General features: G+C 40.9%; 13 protein-coding genes. 5 read left to right on the top strand and 8 right to left on the bottom strand.

The window, feature by feature from the left end; all coding sequences use genetic code 11:
• Positions 1 to 5 precede the first annotated feature (5 nt).
• The 6 genes from bglX to ACFQ3S_RS04000 all read right to left on the bottom strand — a co-directional run bounded on the left by bglX (position 6) and on the right by ACFQ3S_RS04000 (position 13,408).
• Positions 6 to 2,129: a beta-glucosidase BglX gene (gene bglX, locus ACFQ3S_RS03975; protein WP_377161463.1), complete on the bottom strand. Its 2,124-nt coding sequence runs from the start codon at positions 2,127 to 2,129 to the stop codon at positions 6 to 8.
• Between the two features lie 137 nt (positions 2,130 to 2,266).
• The gene (locus ACFQ3S_RS03980) at positions 2,267 to 3,688 is read right to left on the bottom strand and encodes a hypothetical protein (protein ID WP_377161465.1); all 1,422 of its coding nucleotides are present in this window, start codon (positions 3,686 to 3,688) and stop codon (positions 2,267 to 2,269) included.
• Positions 3,689 to 3,696: 8 nt separating this feature from the next.
• Entirely contained in the window at positions 3,697 to 5,166 is a 1,470-nt protein-coding gene (locus ACFQ3S_RS03985) for a RagB/SusD family nutrient uptake outer membrane protein (RefSeq protein ID WP_377161467.1), read from the bottom strand.
• Between the two features lie 10 nt (positions 5,167 to 5,176).
• A complete protein-coding gene (locus ACFQ3S_RS03990) occupies positions 5,177 to 8,365 on the bottom strand; it encodes a SusC/RagA family TonB-linked outer membrane protein (protein WP_377161469.1) in 3,189 nt (1,062 codons plus the stop codon).
• Between the two features lie 382 nt (positions 8,366 to 8,747).
• Positions 8,748 to 12,875, bottom strand: coding sequence for a hybrid sensor histidine kinase/response regulator transcription factor (locus ACFQ3S_RS03995; RefSeq protein WP_377161471.1), 4,128 nt, complete (start codon positions 12,873 to 12,875; stop codon positions 8,748 to 8,750).
• Positions 12,876 to 13,270: 395 nt separating this feature from the next.
• Positions 13,271 to 13,408 carry a zinc-binding dehydrogenase gene (locus ACFQ3S_RS04000; protein WP_377161848.1) on the bottom strand — a complete coding sequence of 46 codons (138 nt, stop codon included), beginning with the start codon at positions 13,406 to 13,408 and terminating at the stop codon, positions 13,271 to 13,273.
• A gap of 629 nt (positions 13,409 to 14,037) precedes the next feature.
• Between ACFQ3S_RS04000 and ACFQ3S_RS04005 the strand changes: the two genes are divergently transcribed.
• A complete protein-coding gene (locus ACFQ3S_RS04005) occupies positions 14,038 to 14,787 on the top strand; it encodes an SDR family oxidoreductase (RefSeq protein WP_377161473.1) in 750 nt (249 codons plus the stop codon).
• Positions 14,788 to 14,805: 18 nt separating this feature from the next.
• The gene (locus tag ACFQ3S_RS04010; RefSeq protein ID WP_377161475.1) at positions 14,806 to 15,450 is read left to right on the top strand and encodes an SDR family NAD(P)-dependent oxidoreductase; all 645 of its coding nucleotides are present in this window, start codon (positions 14,806 to 14,808) and stop codon (positions 15,448 to 15,450) included.
• A gap of 49 nt (positions 15,451 to 15,499) precedes the next feature.
• Here the strand turns inward: ACFQ3S_RS04010 and ACFQ3S_RS04015 are convergent, their stop codons facing one another.
• On the bottom strand, positions 15,500 to 15,892 hold the full coding sequence (locus ACFQ3S_RS04015) for a winged helix-turn-helix transcriptional regulator (RefSeq protein ID WP_377161477.1): 393 nt from the start codon (positions 15,890 to 15,892) through the stop codon (positions 15,500 to 15,502).
• Positions 15,893 to 15,978: 86 nt separating this feature from the next.
• On the opposite strand from ACFQ3S_RS04015, the gene ACFQ3S_RS04020 reads away from it, so the two are divergent.
• A complete protein-coding gene (locus tag ACFQ3S_RS04020) occupies positions 15,979 to 16,332 on the top strand; it encodes a SnoaL-like domain-containing protein (protein ID WP_377161479.1) in 354 nt (117 codons plus the stop codon).
• 44 nt (positions 16,333 to 16,376) lie between these two features.
• Positions 16,377 to 17,096, top strand: a complete 720-nt coding sequence (locus tag ACFQ3S_RS04025; protein ID WP_377161481.1) for an SDR family oxidoreductase — start codon at positions 16,377 to 16,379, stop codon at positions 17,094 to 17,096.
• 297 nt (positions 17,097 to 17,393) lie between these two features.
• On the opposite strand, the gene ACFQ3S_RS04030 is transcribed toward ACFQ3S_RS04025, so the two are convergent.
• Entirely contained in the window at positions 17,394 to 17,576 is a 183-nt protein-coding gene (locus ACFQ3S_RS04030) for an IS3 family transposase (protein ID WP_377161850.1), read from the bottom strand.
• A 680-nt stretch (positions 17,577 to 18,256) separates the two neighbouring features.
• Between ACFQ3S_RS04030 and ACFQ3S_RS04035 the strand changes: the two genes are divergently transcribed.
• On the top strand, positions 18,257 to 19,504 hold the full coding sequence (locus ACFQ3S_RS04035) for a cation:proton antiporter (RefSeq protein ID WP_377161483.1): 1,248 nt from the start codon (positions 18,257 to 18,259) through the stop codon (positions 19,502 to 19,504).
• The last annotated feature ends 1 nt before the right edge of the window (position 19,505 follow it).

Genomic DNA, 19,505 nt, shown 5'->3' on the forward strand with positions numbered 1-19,505 from the left:
AATTGTTATTTCGATTCCTGGAGTTCAAATCGGTCTTTCAGTAGGATATGATCAGACGATGAGCCGATCATGATCTGAAAAAAGCCAGGTTCGGTATCCCAAACCAACCGGCTGTTATAAAAAGCTAACTTCTCTTTAGAAAGCACAAATTCGATCTTCCTGCTTTCTCCCGGTTGCAACATCACTTTTTTAAAATCTTTTAATTCCTTCACCGGTCTGACAAGCGATGCTACTTCGTCCCTCAGGTATAGCTGGGCAACTTCTTCGCCAGCCAATTTGCCGGTATTGGTCAGTGTGAAACTCACCTTTACAAAATCGTTATTCCTGATTATTTTTTTATCCAGGTGCAGGTCACTGTATGAAAAATTGGTGTAACTTAACCCATATCCGAAAGCAAATTTCGGTGTGTTTTCTTCATCGATGTAACTCGAGAGGTAGAGCTTATCGGGCTCGTTGTTGTATGGCCGGCCAGTATTGGTTTGACTATAAAAGATGGGAATTTGCCCCACTGATCTTGGAAAGCTTACCGGCAATTTAGCAGCAGGATTGTATTTACCATAAATGACATCTGCAAAAGCATGTCCTCCTTCGCAACCTGGCCACCAGGAATACAGGATCGCAGTGGCCTTATCGGCGATAGTGTTAAAGATCAGCGGCCGTCCGGCAAAGATGGTAACGATTACAGGTTTCCCCGTACGGTACAGGGCGTCAAAAAGTTTTTCCTGATCACCTGGCAAATTAAGATTGGTGCGTGATTTGGATTCCCCGCTCAATTCATAACTTTCACCTAATGCCATAATAATCACATCGGCTTTTTTACCAATTTCAACAGCCTGCGCTATCTCTTCATCTGTTGACTTAAAAATTGTTCCGCCTGAGGCGTAAGTTATTTTTTGACCCTCGTTTAATCCTTCCGAAAGCCCTTCGTAAAGATTAATTATATTAGTAGTGTCCTGATTGACACGCCAGGCACCATTAAGGTCATTTTTTGATTTGATAAGCGGACCGATAAGCGCGATAGTTTTCACTCGTTTTGTTAAAGGAAGAGTTTCCCGCTCATTTTTAAGCAGCACCATGCTTTTTCTGGCGACATCTCTTGCTGCGGCCAGGTTGGCGGGATCATTCAATACTTCTTTTTCCCTTTCTTCGTCGCAAAACTTATAGGGGTTATCAAATAGCCCAAGCTCATATTTTTTATACAGAATTCTTTTAACCGCATCGTCAATCAACAGTATGGAAACCTTGCCTTCCTTGATTAAGCCTACCAGATTTTTCCGGTATATACTTCCTTCCATATCCATATCATTACCGGCTTTAATAGCTTTAATTGCCGCATCTTTAGGATCAGCAGCATAACCCCATATGGTCATTTCACCTATAGAGTTCCAATCGCTTACTACAAATCCATTATACTTCCACTTACCTTTTAAAATGGTTCTGAGGAGGTAGTCATTGCCGGTTGAAGGAATGCCATTTAAGGTATTAAAAGAATTCATAAACGTAGCAGCTCCTGCATCCAAAGCGGCTTTAAAAGGAGGCAGGTAGGTTTGCCAAAGCTCATGTTCACTCATTTCTACAGCATTATAATCACGTCCGGCTATGGCAGCACCATAAGCTATAAAATGTTTAGCACAGGCCATGATGGCATCTGTACTTCCCAGGCGTTCACCTTGTAGTCCTTTAACACGTGCACTTGCAATCACGCTTCCCAGATAAGGGTCTTCACCTGCCCCTTCCATTATACGCCCCCAACGTGGGTCACGGGAAATATCTACCATTGGTGCAAAAGTCCAGTGAACACCTGAAGCAGCTGATTCCTTGGCTGCTATATGTGCCGATAGTTTTACCGCATCCATATCCCATGAGGCAGCTTCAGCGAGTGGTATAGGAAAAGTGGTTTGATAACCATGTATGACATCAAGACCAAACAATAGCGGAATTTTTAAACGCGATTTCAACGCCATCCCTTGTACCTCCCGGGTGTTTTTGGCTCCCTTTACATTAAGCATCGCTCCAACCCAGCCATTTTTAATTTCGGATTCTAAACTATTTTTTTTGGGGCTTGCAGGCCCGGTTAGTGCTTTACCGGTATATTGGTTAAGTTGGCCCACCTTTTCTTCAACAGTCATTTTCTTTAGCAGGATGTTTACTTTTCTAATAATCGCAGCATCGTCTGTCTGAGCAAATACCGCAGTTATTGACCCCCAGAATTAAGCGCCAGTCGTTAGCAAAACTGTTTTTTTGTTTTTGAACATGTGTGTAGGGGTTACTTCTTCTTGGAGTCAAAAAAATCGATTAATGAATAAGCGGCGTCATTCAGTTCTTTCATTTTCGAAGTAATCGCATTGTAGAACTGATATTCGTTATTGAGAATACCCTTGTTTGAATCTGAATTTGACGGGTCTACATTTTTATTGGTGGGATCGTTATCCTGATATTTGAACCACTGCCACCCCACGCAATTACCTGATTCGAGCAAACTAAGCGTATAATTTTGGTAGAATAGTCCGCGGTCCTCCTGGGTTTTGACGACCCACCCGGCACCTGAAATGTTACCCATGCCGGAATCTTCTCCCTTGACATACCATTCAGAGATTAAGAAAGGTTTTCCGGACCAGGTTGCCCAGTTTTCCATTTGCTGCTGCTGGGGGGTCCACACGTCATAATAATTTACAGAGACAACATCCACATATTTACCTGCGGCTTGAAAAACCTCCGGCACACCCTTTTCATAAGAATGGAACCTGCAACCGATATACATATGGTTTGGGTCATTCTTTTTGATCGCTGCCGAAACGATTGAAAAATATTTATCAGCTACCACTCCAAGAAATTCCTTTCTTAACTGATCCGTTATTTCAGTGCGCACAACGTTTTTTCTTTTGAGCCAACTGGCTGCTGCCTGGTACCCGACATCTGTAGTATCTCTTTTTGAAAGATAGCTATCCAACGTTTTTTTATAGAAAGGGAGTTCGTTGTCGGAGAAGTAACCGAAAATATTCTTGTCGTCAATGTTTACAGCAATCTGTTTTGCGTATTCTCCAGCAAACTTTTCGAATTCAGGGTCAAATACGAATATGGTATTATCAGGATAACCTAAATGGCCGGCACTTTGATAAGCGCCTTTTTTACGTCCGTAGCTACCCATAAAATCAAGCATCACCATACAAGCAAGCGGTGTTTCCGGCTTAACGTTTTTCAACTGCTGATAATTTGACCAGGCCCCGGCGCCATTGAACCCTAACTTACTGAGTTCTGAAGTTGTTTTTATTGCCCAATCGTGATTGTCTGTAAATTTGTCCTGAAACGCTGTTTTATTTCGCTCGGATGCACCCGGCTGAACTTCATTTAATCCTTTTTTAATGAATAGGTTTCCCAGTGGATCCACAGCCCACCATCTGCCATTAATTTTCTGAACGTGATAAAAGCCGGTTGCAGTCGCTTTCATGTCAGCCCTACCACCGTAACGATCTAGTTTTACTTTCTTTGGAACAAAGCCTCCGATAGTTTTTACGCTACGGGTTGGGTAAGTTTTCCATTCGCTAAAACCAGGCTTCTGACCAATACCCTGATTGGAAACCTTGGCATCTACTGTTAATTTATAATCGCTGACATCCTGAGCTCTTAGTTGGAGCGCATGAATAACGATAAAAAGCATTAAAGAAATTTTAAAAATTTGTGTTTTCATAAAGCCTGTTATGGATTTTGGGTAAGTTTCGGATTGATCTGTATCTCTCTGAGTGGTATAGGAAACAATGTATTTCGATTAGTTATCTGGACAACTGCCGCACCGTTTCTAATTTGATACTTGATAAAATGAGCATTCATTACGGTAACCGCCCTGCCTGTCCGAACCAGATCAAACCAGCGATGCCCCTCCATATTAAGTTCAAGCCTGCGCTCATTTTCTATAGCCAGCCGCATATTATCGCTGCTACTGGTCTGTGCAGGGGTAAGATTGTTAGCGGTTCCAAAGGCGCGCCTCCGCACATCATTAACGTAACTTTGGGCGTTTGCCGGGCCATTAAGCTCGTTTTCCGCTTCGGCATACATGAGCATTACATCGGCGTAGCGGATTACAATCCAATCATTGTCTGCATCAAAACCGTTTAGAGGAGCATCCGTATATTTTTTGGTGTATGAAGAAATGGTGGTAGTTCCAAATCTTCCGATTGAGATGTCCCGTCTTGGGTCAAGTACAGGTGTTACAGGAAAGGCATCGTATAGGTCCTGTCTTACGGTATTAAAGCCTTGCGCACCACCAACCTTGGCTATATTTGTACCTGTCGCATCGGGCAAGAACCAGTTAAAGAAAGGGCTGCCGGTGCCTAAGCCGCTTTTAGAATAGCGAACAGCGAAAATAATCTCCTTGTTTAGTTCGTTGGTAGTGGTGAAAATGTCGGCGTAGTTTGGAAGCAGATCATATCCGGACGGGTTTGTCGCTCTCGGCAGTAACTCACCTAGTTTAGCTTTGCATTCTGTATATTTTTTTTCAGTAAGATATACCTTGCCCAAAATGGCTTTGGCGGCTCCCTGGGTAGCCCTTCCTAAATCCGCGTTTACATAAGTCAAAGGAAGGACGGTTTCTGCGTCTTTTAAATCTTGCTCGATTTGTTTGTAAATATTACTTTCGGATTCACGCCCGAATCCCAACGATTCGTTTACCGATGAAATTTCAGTTGTTACGAGTGGTACCCCGCCCCAGATTCTAACCATGTTAAAATAAGTGAGGGCTCTGATAAATTTAGCCTCAGCTATGTATCTGTTTTTTAATGCGGCATCCATTGTAATTGCTGGCGCTCTAGCAATAATGGTGTTACACCTGGCAACACTCCGGTACAAATTAGTCCACATGGTTTGCAGGTTCGGATTTTCAGGAGCGGTAATGAACAACTCTATATCGCCCAGCCCGGCTCCGGAAACCAATGCCGAACTATTGTCTGACGGAACCTCTGAAAACAGGTATATACCGACGCCGGCAGCTCCTTTTCCATACATTTCCTGTAAAGAAGCATATGATGCATTCACGGCAAGATTTAAACCGTTAGCGTCATTAAATAAAACCTCTGTCGATATCCTAGTAGGATCAGAGAGTTCAAGGAAATCCTTTTTACACGCCGTATTGAGTAAAAGAATTATAGCGATTAGTGTGAAATATTTCTTCATAACAGTCTTTTTAAAAATTTAGATTTAAGCCAATAGAAAAAGTCTTCGCGACAGGGTAGGTGCCTTGATCAACACCATAACGAGGCTGATTTGACCCAAACCATACGTTGATTTCCGGGTTGTAGCCGAAGTAGTTGGTAAACGTGTAAAGATTTTCAGCCGTCAGGAAAAAGCGGGCACTGCTTATTTTTAACTTTTTAGCAACTGTAGCAGGAAGAGTGTATCCTAACGTGACATTTCTGATACGCATAAATGACCCGTCAAATATGTTTCTGGTGGAAGCAACCGTAGTAGAGGAGGGGTTAGGAATCACGGCCCTTGGTGTCATTCCATCACCGGGATCTTCTGCTGAACGCCACCTGTTTAATGCGTTGGTCCTTACGTTGAAAGATCCGTTAAAGTAATTGGTGTATCGATCTGCCGCGTTAAGAATTTTATTGCCATACGAGCCTTGCAAAAGAAAACTTAATTCAAATTTATCGTAGCTGAATCTGTTTGTCAGACCATAGGTGAATTTCGGCAAGGGGTTACCAATGTTAGTGATATCGTTTCCGTTTATCGTACCATCACCGTTAACATCTTCGTATTTCACGTCACCAGGTGCAGATCCTCCTGAAGACCATTTGGCACTGGCTGCAACATCTGCAGCATCTCTATAAACTCCTATTTGACGATAGCCATAAAAGCTACTTAAAGCCTGTCCGGGAACTACTCTGATAGAATTAGTGAAACCAAAGGCGGCATCATATCCAACAAACGCACCGTCGTCTGATAGGGAAATCACCTTGTTTTTTGTAAATGCGATATTCGCATCTGTGGTCCATTTAAATTTACCGGTCAGGTTAACAGTTTTTACTGCAAATTCAAGCCCGTCATTTCTCACTTCACCGATATTGCTCAGTAAACTGGTAGCATAGCCTAAAATCGCGGGAACGCCTCTGCTCAATAGAAGATCGCTGGTTGTGCGGCGGTAAGCATCAACAGTCAGGTAAATTCTGTCTTTCAATACCCCGAGTTCCAGGCCCAGGTTGATTTGTTTGTTTGTTTCCCAGGTAAGATCCGGATTTGGCAGCGATCCGGGTGAAAATCCAAAAGTCTGTGTACCTGCATTAGGACCAAAAATATAATTGATCTGACTGGCGTAAGCCTGGGCAGCATAATCGCCTATATTGTTATTGCCTGTAACACCGTAACTCGCCCTTAATTTAAGTTCGCTGATTAGAGAAACATTCTGCAGAAAATTCTCTTCGCCTATCCGCCACGCAGCCGAAAAAGCCGGAAAAACCGCATATCGTTTATTGAAACCGAACCTTGATGAGCCGTCTGAGCGTACGGAGGCGGAAAAAAGATACTTGTCACGGTAAGAATAGTTTGCCCGGCCAAATATGGAGATCAATGCATTATCACTATAGCCCAGCGTTCCTAATATCACACCGGCATTGGTAGGATACTCCACAATTGAATTGGTTGTCGTGCCGCTTTGACCAAACTGGCTATTCTCCCGGTAAATATTTTTCTGGAATGAGTAACCTGCAAGCAGGGAAACATTATGATTCTTCCTGAAAACGGTATTGTATGATAGCGTATTTTCAGATACGTAGTTATAACTGGTAGCCTGCGTAGTTCTTGCTCTGACATTAGCGATCAAGGGCGTGCTTAGATTCGCCGAAGGGGCATTATCGGTCATTAAGGTGGATGGTACAAACCAGTTACGATTGGTGATGATACCTTCAAAACCGAAACTGGTCCTAAATTTTAACCCTTTAAGTATTTCGTAGGTCAATGCGGTATTTGACAGTAACCTACCTACGGTTGTACGATCTTTATAAAGATCAAGTACAGCCACAGGGTTATACGGATTTCCGTTAAATATTTGCCCGTTTCCTGATAAAGTGACCGTTGCACTGGAATAGTCTCCATTGGCATTTCTTACGGGTAAAATCGGTGGTTGCAAAAGTGCACTTAGAACAGATCCTCCGACTCCGGCAGGATTAACACCTATGCCGTTAATCGTAGCGCTGTTAAGACCACCTCCAGTCGCAGTTTGATCGTTGAGCGTATAAGACGGCGCAATGTTGAAAGACAACGACAATTTCTTAGTCAGGCTGGATTCGATACCGGCTCTTAGCGTATATCTGTCATAATCTGTCGCTTTAACAATCCCTTTCTGTTTGTAATAAGCGCCCGATACATTAAACCTAACCTTATCAGTTCCGCCAGATGCGGATAAGGTATAATTTGACTGAACCGCAGTCCGGAAAATCTCATTTTGCCAGTCTGTATTAGCCAAAGTTGAGGGGTCGTTATATATTACAGGAATGGCTCGTCCGCCGTTTTTAAATGCATCCTTTACATAGTCGATATATTGTTCCGCATTTAATACATCTACTTTTTTTGCAACACTTTGAATACCGCTATTGACCGTAAAGTTAAAACGTGTAACTCCGGGCGTACCTTTTTTGGTAGTTACGATGATAACACCGTTTCCTCCTCGTGAGCCATAAATTGCCGCGGCCGCAGCATCTTTCAATACCTGTACCGATTCAATATCTGCAGGATTAATTTGATTGAAATTATCTGGATTATTAAGTGGGTAGCCATCAACTACGAACAACGGACTGTTTCCAGCCCCAATAGAACCGATACCCCTGACCTGGATCACCGGAGGTGCTCCGGGTTCACCCGAAGCCTGGGCGACATTCACACCAGCAACCAGGCCCGCAAGTGCCTGACCGGGAGTAGAAACCAGCCTATCTTCAATTTGCCTGGCGTTTACCGTACTAACTGCCGTAGACAATAACTTTTTCTTCTGTTCACCATATCCGACGATGACGACATCACTCAGGGAAACTTTATCATCTTTAAGCACAATATTAATTACAGTATTGTCACCAGTTAATCGTTCTTCACTAATGAAGCCAATTGAACTGAATACGAGAATACTTTTCTTATCGCTTACCACAATAGCGTAAGCACCGGATGTTTTGGTAACTGTACCTAATGCAGTTCCTTTAATTTTTACTGAAGCCCCTATTACAGGCAATCCTTTAGTATCGGTAACGGTTCCCTTTATCTCAATTTTTTGCGCATATAGCGATGTGATTTGAAATAAGGTGATAAAAAAAGCCAGCATGGCTATTTTTGTAAATAACCGCTTGTGTTTTTTATTAAAATCTTCTAAATAGTAGCGTATTTTCATAATTGATTTAAATGGTTAATAATTGATAATGGACTTCAATTTTAATGTTGCTAAAATTGAGATAATAGCATAGGGCGGCGGACGGCAGAGTATTGCCACCCGGAATTCAGGTAATAAATAATTCATACTAAATAGGTTTTAAATCATGTTGACTGAGTACACATGGTTGCATGTATTCGGTCGTATTGGTAATTCAAAACTCTGAATAAGTAGGAGAATCGAGGTAGAAAAACAAGTTTATAAGGGGGCAAAAACAGGTTTATTTTATTAAATAAATCTGGTCTTAAAAAAGATGAATTAATTTAACTAATTGATTTTGAATAGATTGTGCTTGGCTCTATTATATTAGACACTTTTACCGTTACAATTTAGCGAATGGAAGCTATTTAATTTCGGCTGATGGGGAGTAGCCATGCAATTTCTTAAACTCCCGGCTGAAATATTTTCGATCATTAAACCCCACTAATGAGGCGACTTCGCTTATGGTAAGATCTTTTTGTTGTTGAAGCAACAATGCCGCTTTTTTTAATCTGACAGATTTAATCAGATCGGCAGGAGCCATGTCGGTTAAGGATCTGGTTTTTTTATATAAGACAGATCTGCTCATACCAATCTCATAACTTAATTCATCAACGCCGAATTCCGGATCTTCTATTTTTCGCTCAATAATGACGATCAATTTACTGATGAAATCTTCCTGGATATTATGAACAGGCATATCAAAAGGCTGTAGTAATATTTGCCTGCTGAATTTTTTTCGCATTTTGTCGCGAGATAAAAGAAGATTTCTGATGTTTAATTCCAGTATCTTAATGCTGAATGGCTTGGTCACATAGGCTTCTGCACCTGTATGAAACCCATTGATTTGATGCAGTTGGGCAGCCAAAGCAGTTAATAGAATAACGGGTATATGGCTCGTCCGTTCATCCTGCTTAAGATTCCTGCAGAGATCAAGCCCGTTCATTTCAGGCATCATTACATCACTGATAATTAGGTCCGGGATATCGCTGCTGGCAATTTCAAAAGCGGAAACACCGTTACTACATGATGTGATGTGATATTGAGATAACGAGGTAATTATAAAATTCCTTAGTTCATCATTATCTTCCGCTAAAAGTATCGTGTAATCATTAACTGAAGTTGTCGCAATAGTTTCAGGCAAAACGTCTATTTCAGATTGTAATTTAAAAGCGGCGATATGTTCCGGATCGAGTTTCTCGTCTACAATGAATACGTTCTCTGAACTGAAATCATGGTAAGGTAGTTTTACGGTGAATTTCGTTAAGCCTTTAACATCAGCCTGATTTGGCACACTATCTACTTTGATCGAACCATGATGCAGATCAATGATCTTTTTTGAAAGCGCTAACCCCACACCGGTCCCGGAATTAGTACGGTCCGGCTGAACTTGAAAATAATTAGTAAATAGCTTATTAAGATATTTTTGAGGTATTCCCTTACCGTTATCTGAAACAATAATTGTCAGAAAATCCGATGAAGCGGAACTAATCACCAGTTCGATTTTGCCTGACTCCGGCGTAAATTTAAAGGCATTCGAAAGAAGATTAAAAAAGACTTTCTCCAGTTGATCCCTATCGAAAAACACAAGTGCCTCTTGTTGATCGGTAACCAAATTATACTCAATTTTTTTGGATTCAGCCAGTTGCATGAAAGAGAGAAATATCTCAGTGATGAAAGGAACTATGTTACTTCGCTGTATGTAAAGTACCATATTATTTGTTTCTGCCTTTCGGAAATCCATCAACTCTCCAATAAGCCGTAACAACCGTTCAGCGTTATTTTTAATCTGGAGGACTTGCTTGCTAATAACTATGTTATCCATTGTGGATTGATAAAGCTGTTCAACCGGCCCAAGGATTAACGTCAGTGGTGTTCTTATTTCATGAGAGATATTAGTGAAAAAATCAATTTTCATTTTGTAAAATTCTTCCTGTCTTTCCAATTGCAGGTGTTCATTGATAAGATCGCGTTCAAGCCTGGCCCGGACTTGGAAAAATGTGACAATCTTATAAAATATAAACGCTATGGATAATACGTAGATGAGGTAAGCCCACCATGTACGCCACAGTGGTGGGTTGATTGTGATTAAAAGGCTTCGGGCTTTAGTATTCCAGATGCCATCATTATTGGCAGCCCAAATGCGTAATATATATTTCCCTGGTGAAAGATTGGTAAATGATACTTCTTTGGAATTTCCGATTTGGTTTTTGTTATTGTTGTTGTCGGGCCCATACATAGCATACGCGTACATATTTTGGCTTGGGTTAACAAAATTGAGCGCTGAAAATTCAAGCTTAACGTTATTTTTGTCATACGGTAGCTCAATCTCTTTAGTCTCATTTATCGGCTCGGTAAGTTCCAGATTCTTGGCAAAGTGGATTTTCTTGGTATTGATGTAGAGATTAGTTAACAGAATTTCCGGTTGGTGAGTATTTTTTAATAACTGATTAGGAAATAAGCCGGTTATTCCGTTCATTCCTCCGAAAACAAGTTCTCCGTTCTTTGTTTTGAGGCTTGAGTTAGGGAGAAATTGATTACTGGGTAAGCCATTTGCGGAGTTATAGTTGACAATTTTTATATTCCTTTTCGAAGGAGAGGCTAAATTGTTAATTGTTAAACACGATAGTCCATTGTTACTGCTTATCCATATATTTCCCGAATTATCCTCAATGACAGACGCGATAACATTATCCGGCAAACCTTCATTCTGCCCTAAGGCAGTAAAGCGGCCGCTCTTATCATCCAGATAATTTAAGCCGCCACCATCTGTTCCCACCCATAGATGCTTCTTCGAATCCCTAAAGATCGACAATACATTATTGTTTGTTAATCTGTTGTTCCGCTTGTTGAACACAACTACTTTGAACGTAGACTTATTAAAAAGATTAAGACCATTCTGTGTGCCGATCCATAACAAGTTGCCCTCATCAAGCAGGCAGTTGACGTAGTTGTCAGAAAGTTCAGTTTCGTTTTTATTGGTGTGAAGGAGTTTATAAGCTTCTTTACCGTCAAATGTAACCCGGCGTAGCCCAGAGCCGTTCATGCCTACCCAAAGTCCATCTTGGTCCGCAACTATCGTGTTGACTAATTTCACCCCTCGGCCGCCTACCGTTCCTTTAACATTTTCTAACGGTATATATTCGTTACTTTTCGTAGCCGGGTTAAATTTATGCAGGCCGTCTAGGGATCCCACCCAAATATTACCTGCTGGATCTTCAGCCAGGGCTTTTATTTCATAAGCTGATCGCTGCCCACTTTTATCGTTCACAGAATATGAGGACACCTTGCGATTCTTTTGATCAATTAAAGTGAGTTGCCCCCCAAATGTTCCTACCCAGATATTCTGGTGCCTGTCTTCGATCATAGCTTCCGCCAACTGACTGCTCAGACCAGACTGATCGGCATTCTCTTCGCCCAGGCTTCTAAAGTTGTCGTTCTCAGGATGAAAAATATTTATCCCACCGGAATAGGTCCCGATCCATACGTTACCGGTTTTGTCGTTGTATAAACTCCAGATAAAATTATCGTTCAGGGATTGGCTATCGCCTTTTTTATGTGCGTAGGTTTCAAAGCGTTGCTTTAAGGGGTCATATATGGCCAAGCCATTCCGTGTAGCTATCCACACCTTACCATTCTTGATCAGCAAATCGTTGATCCAGTTGGATGGCAGGTTTTCGGTTGTATTTTTTTTTGCCGTATAATGAATAAGCCGGGCATTTTTTTTATCATAACTAAAAACGCCGTCTTCTTCGGTACCGAACCAGAGGGTACCCTGAGCATCCTGCCTGATCACGATTATTTTTGCCTCAGCCAGATCCTTATCAGCAGCCAATACCGATGGAAGTGCTATCACCTTTTTATTAACAGGATCAATTAATTTGACACCTTGTCTAACACCGACCCATAGTTTATTATCTGAGTCATTGAAAAGTGAAAAAATGAACCCCCTGCGGGTTTCAATTTCGTTGTTTGATTTCGTCTCCGAAATTTCTTCTAGCTTATTGTCAGCAACGTTAACCCTCCGCACGCCCTGATAGGTCCCAACCCATATATTTTGTTGCTTGTCCTGAACGATGTCTGATATAAAGTTACTTGCTCCCTTCTCAGTTGAAAGTCCGACATGCTGAAAGCGTTCTGTTAATTTATTATATAAATTAAGTCCGCCACTTGTACCAATCCAAAGCCGGGCGCTACGGTCTTCATAAACCTTGTTGATACGGTTGTGGCTGATTGCATAGGGTACTGAGTCATTTTTTCTAAAGTTTATGAAAGAGTTACCATCATATCTGGATAAACCAACCCAGCTACCGATCCAGATGTATCCACTCTTATCCTGAATAATACTGGTGATCGGACTTTGAATCAAACCATTCTTGTAACTGATGAGTTGGAATTTTTTATCTGGTGACTGGGCAAAAACCGATTGAACTTTCAGGAAAGAAATGATAACTGTAAAAACAAAAAAGTATTTGGTTCTTGTAAAGCTCATTATCTTTAGAGTTGCGTTAAATAACGGATGTTTAATAGTTGGCCAGACCTAATTTAATTATTAGAATATGTGACAGATTTAAATCATTTAGCGCGTGAATTAAAACGGAATTGAAATGCTGTAATTCTGCTTTTGTATGATAAAGGTATATCTAAGATGCTTACAATGCAAAGTCCTGCAAATTAATTTGTTTACAATCGATAAATTGTGGAGGATATTTAAATATTACGCTTATCAATCTTTAACATTGCTGGTCTTTGTATCAGACTCAGGTACCCAGTATTTAGCTGCAAACAAAAGTTGCCCTACAATAAATGTTTTTTTCATATCAAAAAGAATCGATTTCCCTACTATGGCAAAGACCTTTTAAAAAAATATAATTGGTGCTGGCAAATTTATGCCTTTACCTTTAAAATAACCTTTCGTAGCAAAGGTCCTTCTTTAGACAATTTATGTGCCTGCCTAACATCTTCGAGCGGAAACACTTGTGCGATTTGGTAGGTCAATTTTCCCTCATCAATCAGCCTGGAAATTTGATTTAATTATTATCGAGGTGGAGCGTCCAGTGCTGACTGATGCCAAGATCTTTACGATCAGCCGTAAACAGTATAAAACCATCGGCCGCCATATTCCTAAGTGGAACGAACTTTAAAAACTATTTATCGGCAAATGTTTTGTAACGCTTAAAAACCGTATTTTTAATCAGATCTCACTATCGGCTGAGGAGCGTTACTATTTGCTGTTCAATCATAATAAAGAACTTTTAAACCAGGTTCCATTGCAGTACTTGGCATCTATGATCGAGATAATCCGGTTAGAAGATCGACCTGAAAACCTTTCATAACGCTATTCAGAACGATCACGAGGCTATTAAAAAGGACGAATCAGCTTTTTTGCCTATACCTAGCATTCGTGAAATAGACCAAACCGTCATTTTAAATAATTACCATCAAATAAAGAATGATATTAAAACCATTCTTATTGACATTTTAAATACCGAAAAACGGTATTAATGATGTAAAAAATTAAGATGAAATAATTTTCTGATACCACGCTGAATACAGCCTTACAATTGGGTAAGTACTTTCTAAGATATTTATTAGTTAGCAAATTTGTAATGCGCTTAATGCGGTTGTGTTTAACAAATTAACGAAATTATATCATGAGAAAATTAGATGGAAAATTAGCTGTAATTACCGGCGGGACCAGTGGAATAGGTAAAGCTACCGCGGTAGAATTTCTAAAGGAAGGAGCTACCGTTATCATTACCGGAAGGAACCAGGAAACGATTGATGAAACTATAAAAGAATTAGGAGGAAACATTCACGGTATTGTTTCTGACGCAGGAAAAATGACTGATATCAGGGCTTTATCACGACAAATTCAGGCGATTAGTGATCGGGTTGACGTGTTATTTATTAACGCAGGATATGCCAGGTACAGCATAATGGAAACGGTAAACGAGGCACATTTTGATGAACAATTTAATGTTTTGGTTAAGGGTGGGTATTTTACCGTTCAGGAAATAGTGCCACTCATGAAAAGCGGCGGTACTGTTGTATTAAATACATCTGTAGTAACCGAATTAGGTTTGCCTACATGGTCGATCTATTCAGCAGCGAAGTCTGCCGTGCAGTCGTTTAATAAAACACTGGCAAACGAATTAATAGGTCGTAATATTAGGGTAAATGCAGTAAGTCCCGGTGCCATAACAACTGATTTTTTAAATAAAACCGGATTGGACGCAACTCAAATTAAGGATTTTTTTGAAGGTATTCTAACCAGCGTTCCTATGAAAAGAGCCGGTACTGCCGAAGAAATTGCCAAAGCCGTTTTGTTTTTAGCAAGTGACGATTCTTCTTATATGATGGGTAGTGAAATTTATGTTGATGGTGGTTTGGTTCAGGTTTAACGAAAAATAAAAAAAAGCATGAAAAAGGTAATAGCAATTATTGGGGTAGGACCAGGTATCAGTTTAAGTGTTGCAATGAAATTCGGCAGCGAAGGATATGCTGTTGCCCTTATTTCAAGAGATATGGGGCGATTGGAAGAATATAAAACCACGCTCGAAGCACATGGTATTGAGTCGGCAGTTTTTCAATATGATCCGCATGATCCGCTCAGCATTGATAACGCATTAAAGCACACTAAAAACACTTTAGGTGTTGTTACAGTACTTCATTATAATGCAGGTGCATTGCATGATGGGACACTTTTAGCCGAAACGGCCGATTCCCTTACTGATGATTTTCGTATCAATGTTAGCAACGCTTTGCAAGCAATCCAGTCTGTACGGACTGATATGAAAGCAGGAGAAAGTTCAGTATTGCTTACAGGTGGTGGATTTGCTCACTTTCCGGCATTGGAATACGGTTCTTTATCTATTGGAAAAGGAGCTTTGCTGATGTTTGCCCGGTTGCTTAATGAAGAATTAAAAGCAGAAGGCATATTTGTAGGAACGGTCACTATAAGTGGCTATGTAAACCCATCGGATTCAAAATATAGTCCCGAAAAAATTGCAATAAAGTTTTGGGAATTACATAATGACAGGAATCTAATTGAATTGATATATTAACAATCTTCCGTCCTGGATAATTCAGCAAGCCACATTTCCGCTTGCTGAATTATTTAATATCTTCCAAAATTTTATTAGCGAACTTCTTTGGAAACTCGTGATCCTGGCCCCATCGGTATAAGTCAGATAAAATCGGCATGAGAGATTGTCCCAAAGTTGTTAAAGTATATTCCACCCGCAACGGCACTTCGGCAAAAACCTCCCTATTGATAAAGCCGTCAGCTTCAAGTTCCCGAAGCTGTGTAGTCAACATTTTCTCAGAGATTCCTGTAATAGTGGCTTTCATTAAACCAAACCGGTTTATGCCATTATTCAGGTTCCAAAGTATATTGATCTTCCAACGGCCACCTATGAAATAAAGGCTGCTTAAAATAGGGCAATGGTTAGTGATCGCCTGTTCGTTTACCGTGTAGCTTGATGTTAATTTCCTTGCTGATGCCATAGTTTATTTAGATAGCTACCTTACAATTGGGTAAGTACTTTACAAGTATAGGGTAAGATCGCAACTTTGTAGAAAAAAAATAAGAAATGACAGAACAACAAATTTCAAATGCAATTAGCGAACTAATTGCACTGGTAGAGGAAGGGAAACCGATGGAAGCTTTTGACAAGTTTTATCACGAGGATCTGGAAAAGACAGATTGGGATGGTGTTCCGCACAAAGGCAAAGCCTTAAACGCGCAGATTGGACAAGAACTATTGGCTAAAGTGACCGCGGTGCGCGATTTTACCGCTGTAGGAAGTATCGTTAAAGAGAACAGAAGCTTTTTGGTCTGGTCGCTTGACTTTGACCATGCCGAGGCCGGACCTGTAAAAGTGGTACAAGTGGCCATTCAAGACTGGCAGGACGGGAAAATTATCCGTGAACGATTCATCATTTAACTTGAACAGTTTCCTTAAAATAATAATTAACACTAAAAATTAAGATGAATAATTTAAAAGACACAGTAGTGATCGTTATTGGCGGAAGTTCAGGCATAGGATATTCCGTTGCTGAACAGGCTTTTGCACAGGGGGCGAAAGTAACCGTGACGAGCCGTGACCACGACCGGGGAAGACGCGCAGCCGGCAATATTTCAGACCAGGTAGACTATGCCGCATTAGACGTAAACCAGGAAGAAACAATAAATAACTTTTTCGGCTCTATCCCGTCAGTAGACCACATTTACATCGCTGCCGGGAGTACAAAACTCGGAAGTGTAACCGACAAGAAACTGGAAGATCATATGCAATCTTTTAACGAGCGGATATTAGGTTACCTAAGAATAGTACGGGCTGTTGCAGGTAAGATCAATCCATCCGGTTCAATCACCTTTACAGGCGGGATCTCTACAGATCGCCCAATTGCAGGTGCTTGGGTTTCCGGATTAGCGACAGCATCAGCGGAGCAATTGGCCAGGGTATTGGTAATGGAATTTCCAGCAATCCGCTTCAATGCGGTTTCGCCGGGCTATACTGACACACCCATGTGGGATGCGATCATGGGGGAAAGCAAAGTTGACATCCTGAATTCGGTAGCCGAAAAATTGCCCGTTAAAAAGATCGCTACACCGGGCGAAGTCGCTTCTGCTGTACTGTTCTTCATGTCTAACCCTTCAGTAACCGGTGAGGTTATCCATGTAGACGGAGGCGGAAGATTGGTATAATGCTTAACATTAAACAATTTGACAATCTCGATAATCACGGGACATTACTATATCAATGCCTGTGGAGAGCTCACGGTCAAACTTTTAGCCGAAGCGAAACGGCTGTCTAAAACCAGTGCAGGTTCGATTCCCGCACTGAGAACATTGACCCCGCATAAAGATTTATCAGCCGCGGATGGTGCAGGTAAATACTTAATGAATATAATACGGTGTTTAAACCCACCAGGGTACTCACAGAAAAGAGGCTGTCACACCACCAAAGTGGTGTGACCCCCAAAAGTTAGACAGTTTACAAAATTAAGTTTTTTGTATCAGAGCTCGGTATTCCACCTGGCTCTTTCCATTCAACCTGTTTTTTATTCTTTCATTGTTATAATAATGAATGTATTCTTTTAACGAAGCAGTAAATTCATCCGCAGTTTCAAAGTTTTGTGTGTATAATAATTCTGTCTTCAAGATTCCAAAAAAGCTTTCGGCCAGAGCATTAAAGGTTTTATTGGTTTACAAATTTGTAAACGATGATAGCCGTAGCAGGGCCCCAACAAGGGTCCATAACTCAAAATGGTGCGTTTAAAGCTTAAAAAAAGTATTTTTACAAAGTTAGCGAGGTGAAACCCCAAAACGACTATAAGGTCTTTTGTGATCCTCGTAAGTGATTGAAAATCAGTGCAAAATAGAGATAAGGGTATAACCCAGGTAAGCGTCGTATTTCCCCTTGAACCTGTCACCCCAAAAAAATAAAGTTTGATTTTGAGTTAAAAATCGTAATTTTACAAAATCAAAGCATTCCCGCGAACAAAAAGGTGAACAGCTTTGAATAGTAGTTGGAAGTTACTGAAATTAAGATATATACAGCGTTCGGTTGTCTTCCTGCCATCCCGACTAAAGCGATACCAATCGAAGTTAAAAACCCGCAAATCACACTGATTTGCGGGTTTTTTATTTAATTCACATCAATAAACTCCAGTTAATATCAAAGAAGATGTGAGCAATTGATGGAGTGATTTTAGTTAGTTAAATCGTTTAAAAAATTCGTTGTATATAATTTCAATTATTTACACCGTTTATTTTAGTAATTAAAGGGGGGGCGGACGAATGTACCGCTTTTTTTATGCCTTCCTATTAAAGATCGTATCTTAGCATTTCAACCATTTACACGAATGAATATCAACGAGATCATAAGCATAACCATTGTACTTGCTGCAATATTTGCTTATATTAATCACCGGTTCATTAAGTGGCCGCCAACTATCGGTATCATGATCTTGTCGCTGATTACCTCGGTATTGTTAGCCACGCTCGGCAGTTCACGTTCACTTCTTTCCGAAAAAGCTATTCAGTTGGTGACCTCCATTGACTTTCAGGACGTGCTCATGAATTTTATGTTAAGTTTCCTGCTTTTTGCTGGAGCTATACATATTGACGCCGAAAAATTGAAGCTACAGGGCGTACCTGTGCTCATTCTGGCAACTGTCGGTATTTTGATCTCCACCTTCCTGGTTGGTGGACTCACCTGGCTGGTTTTCGGCTGGTTTGGAAAATCGGTTCCTTTTATCTATTGCCTGTTGTTCGGCTCGCTTATATCACCAACCGACCCTATAGCTGTACTGGGTTTACTTAAAGCTGCAAACATCCCAGCCTCCTTAGAACTTAAAATTTCAGGAGAATCCCTTTTCAATGATGGCGTAGCTGTAGTAATATTCATTACTATAGCCGAAATTGCACGGTCGGGTGGGGCCGACTTTACTTTCTTAGATGTCTCAAAATTGTTTCTACAGGAAGCGGTTGGCGGGTTGCTGTTTGGAGCCGTGCTTGGTTACATCGGCTTTTTGGCCCTTCGGTCTATCGACGAATACAAAGTGGAGGTTTTGATCACCCTGGCCATTGTAATGGGCGGCTATTACGCGGCAAGTCATCTGCATGTTTCCGGGCCATTGGCCATGGTGGTTGCAGGTATCATCACCGGTAATAAATCAAAGGCAGAGGGTATGTCCGATATTACCCGGGACTATCTCGGAAAATTTTGGGAACTGATTGATGAGATTTTGAATGCTGTTTTGTTCTTACTGATCGGGCTGGAAATACTGGTTATTAAGGTGAACATTACCCTGGTGCTCATTGGTGCCACTTGTATTCTCGTTGTATTATTAGCCAGGTGGGTTTCTGTTATTATCCCTGTTTCTTTAATGCGCTTTAAAGTTAAATTTGAAAAACATGCGGTTACTATACTAACCTGGGGCGGATTACGAGGCGGGATCTCCGTAGCCCTTGCGCTTTCGTTAAGTAACGAAATGCACCGGGATGAGTTTGTGCTGATCACCTATATTATTGTTGTATTCTCTATTCTGGTGCAAGGACTTACGATCGGTAAACTGGCCGGAAAATTGAAGATAGTAGAAACCAACTAAC

It is taken from the genome of Mucilaginibacter terrae (assembly GCF_042679325.1).
In the GTDB taxonomy this organism is placed as follows: domain Bacteria; phylum Bacteroidota; class Bacteroidia; order Sphingobacteriales; family Sphingobacteriaceae; genus Mucilaginibacter; species Mucilaginibacter terrae.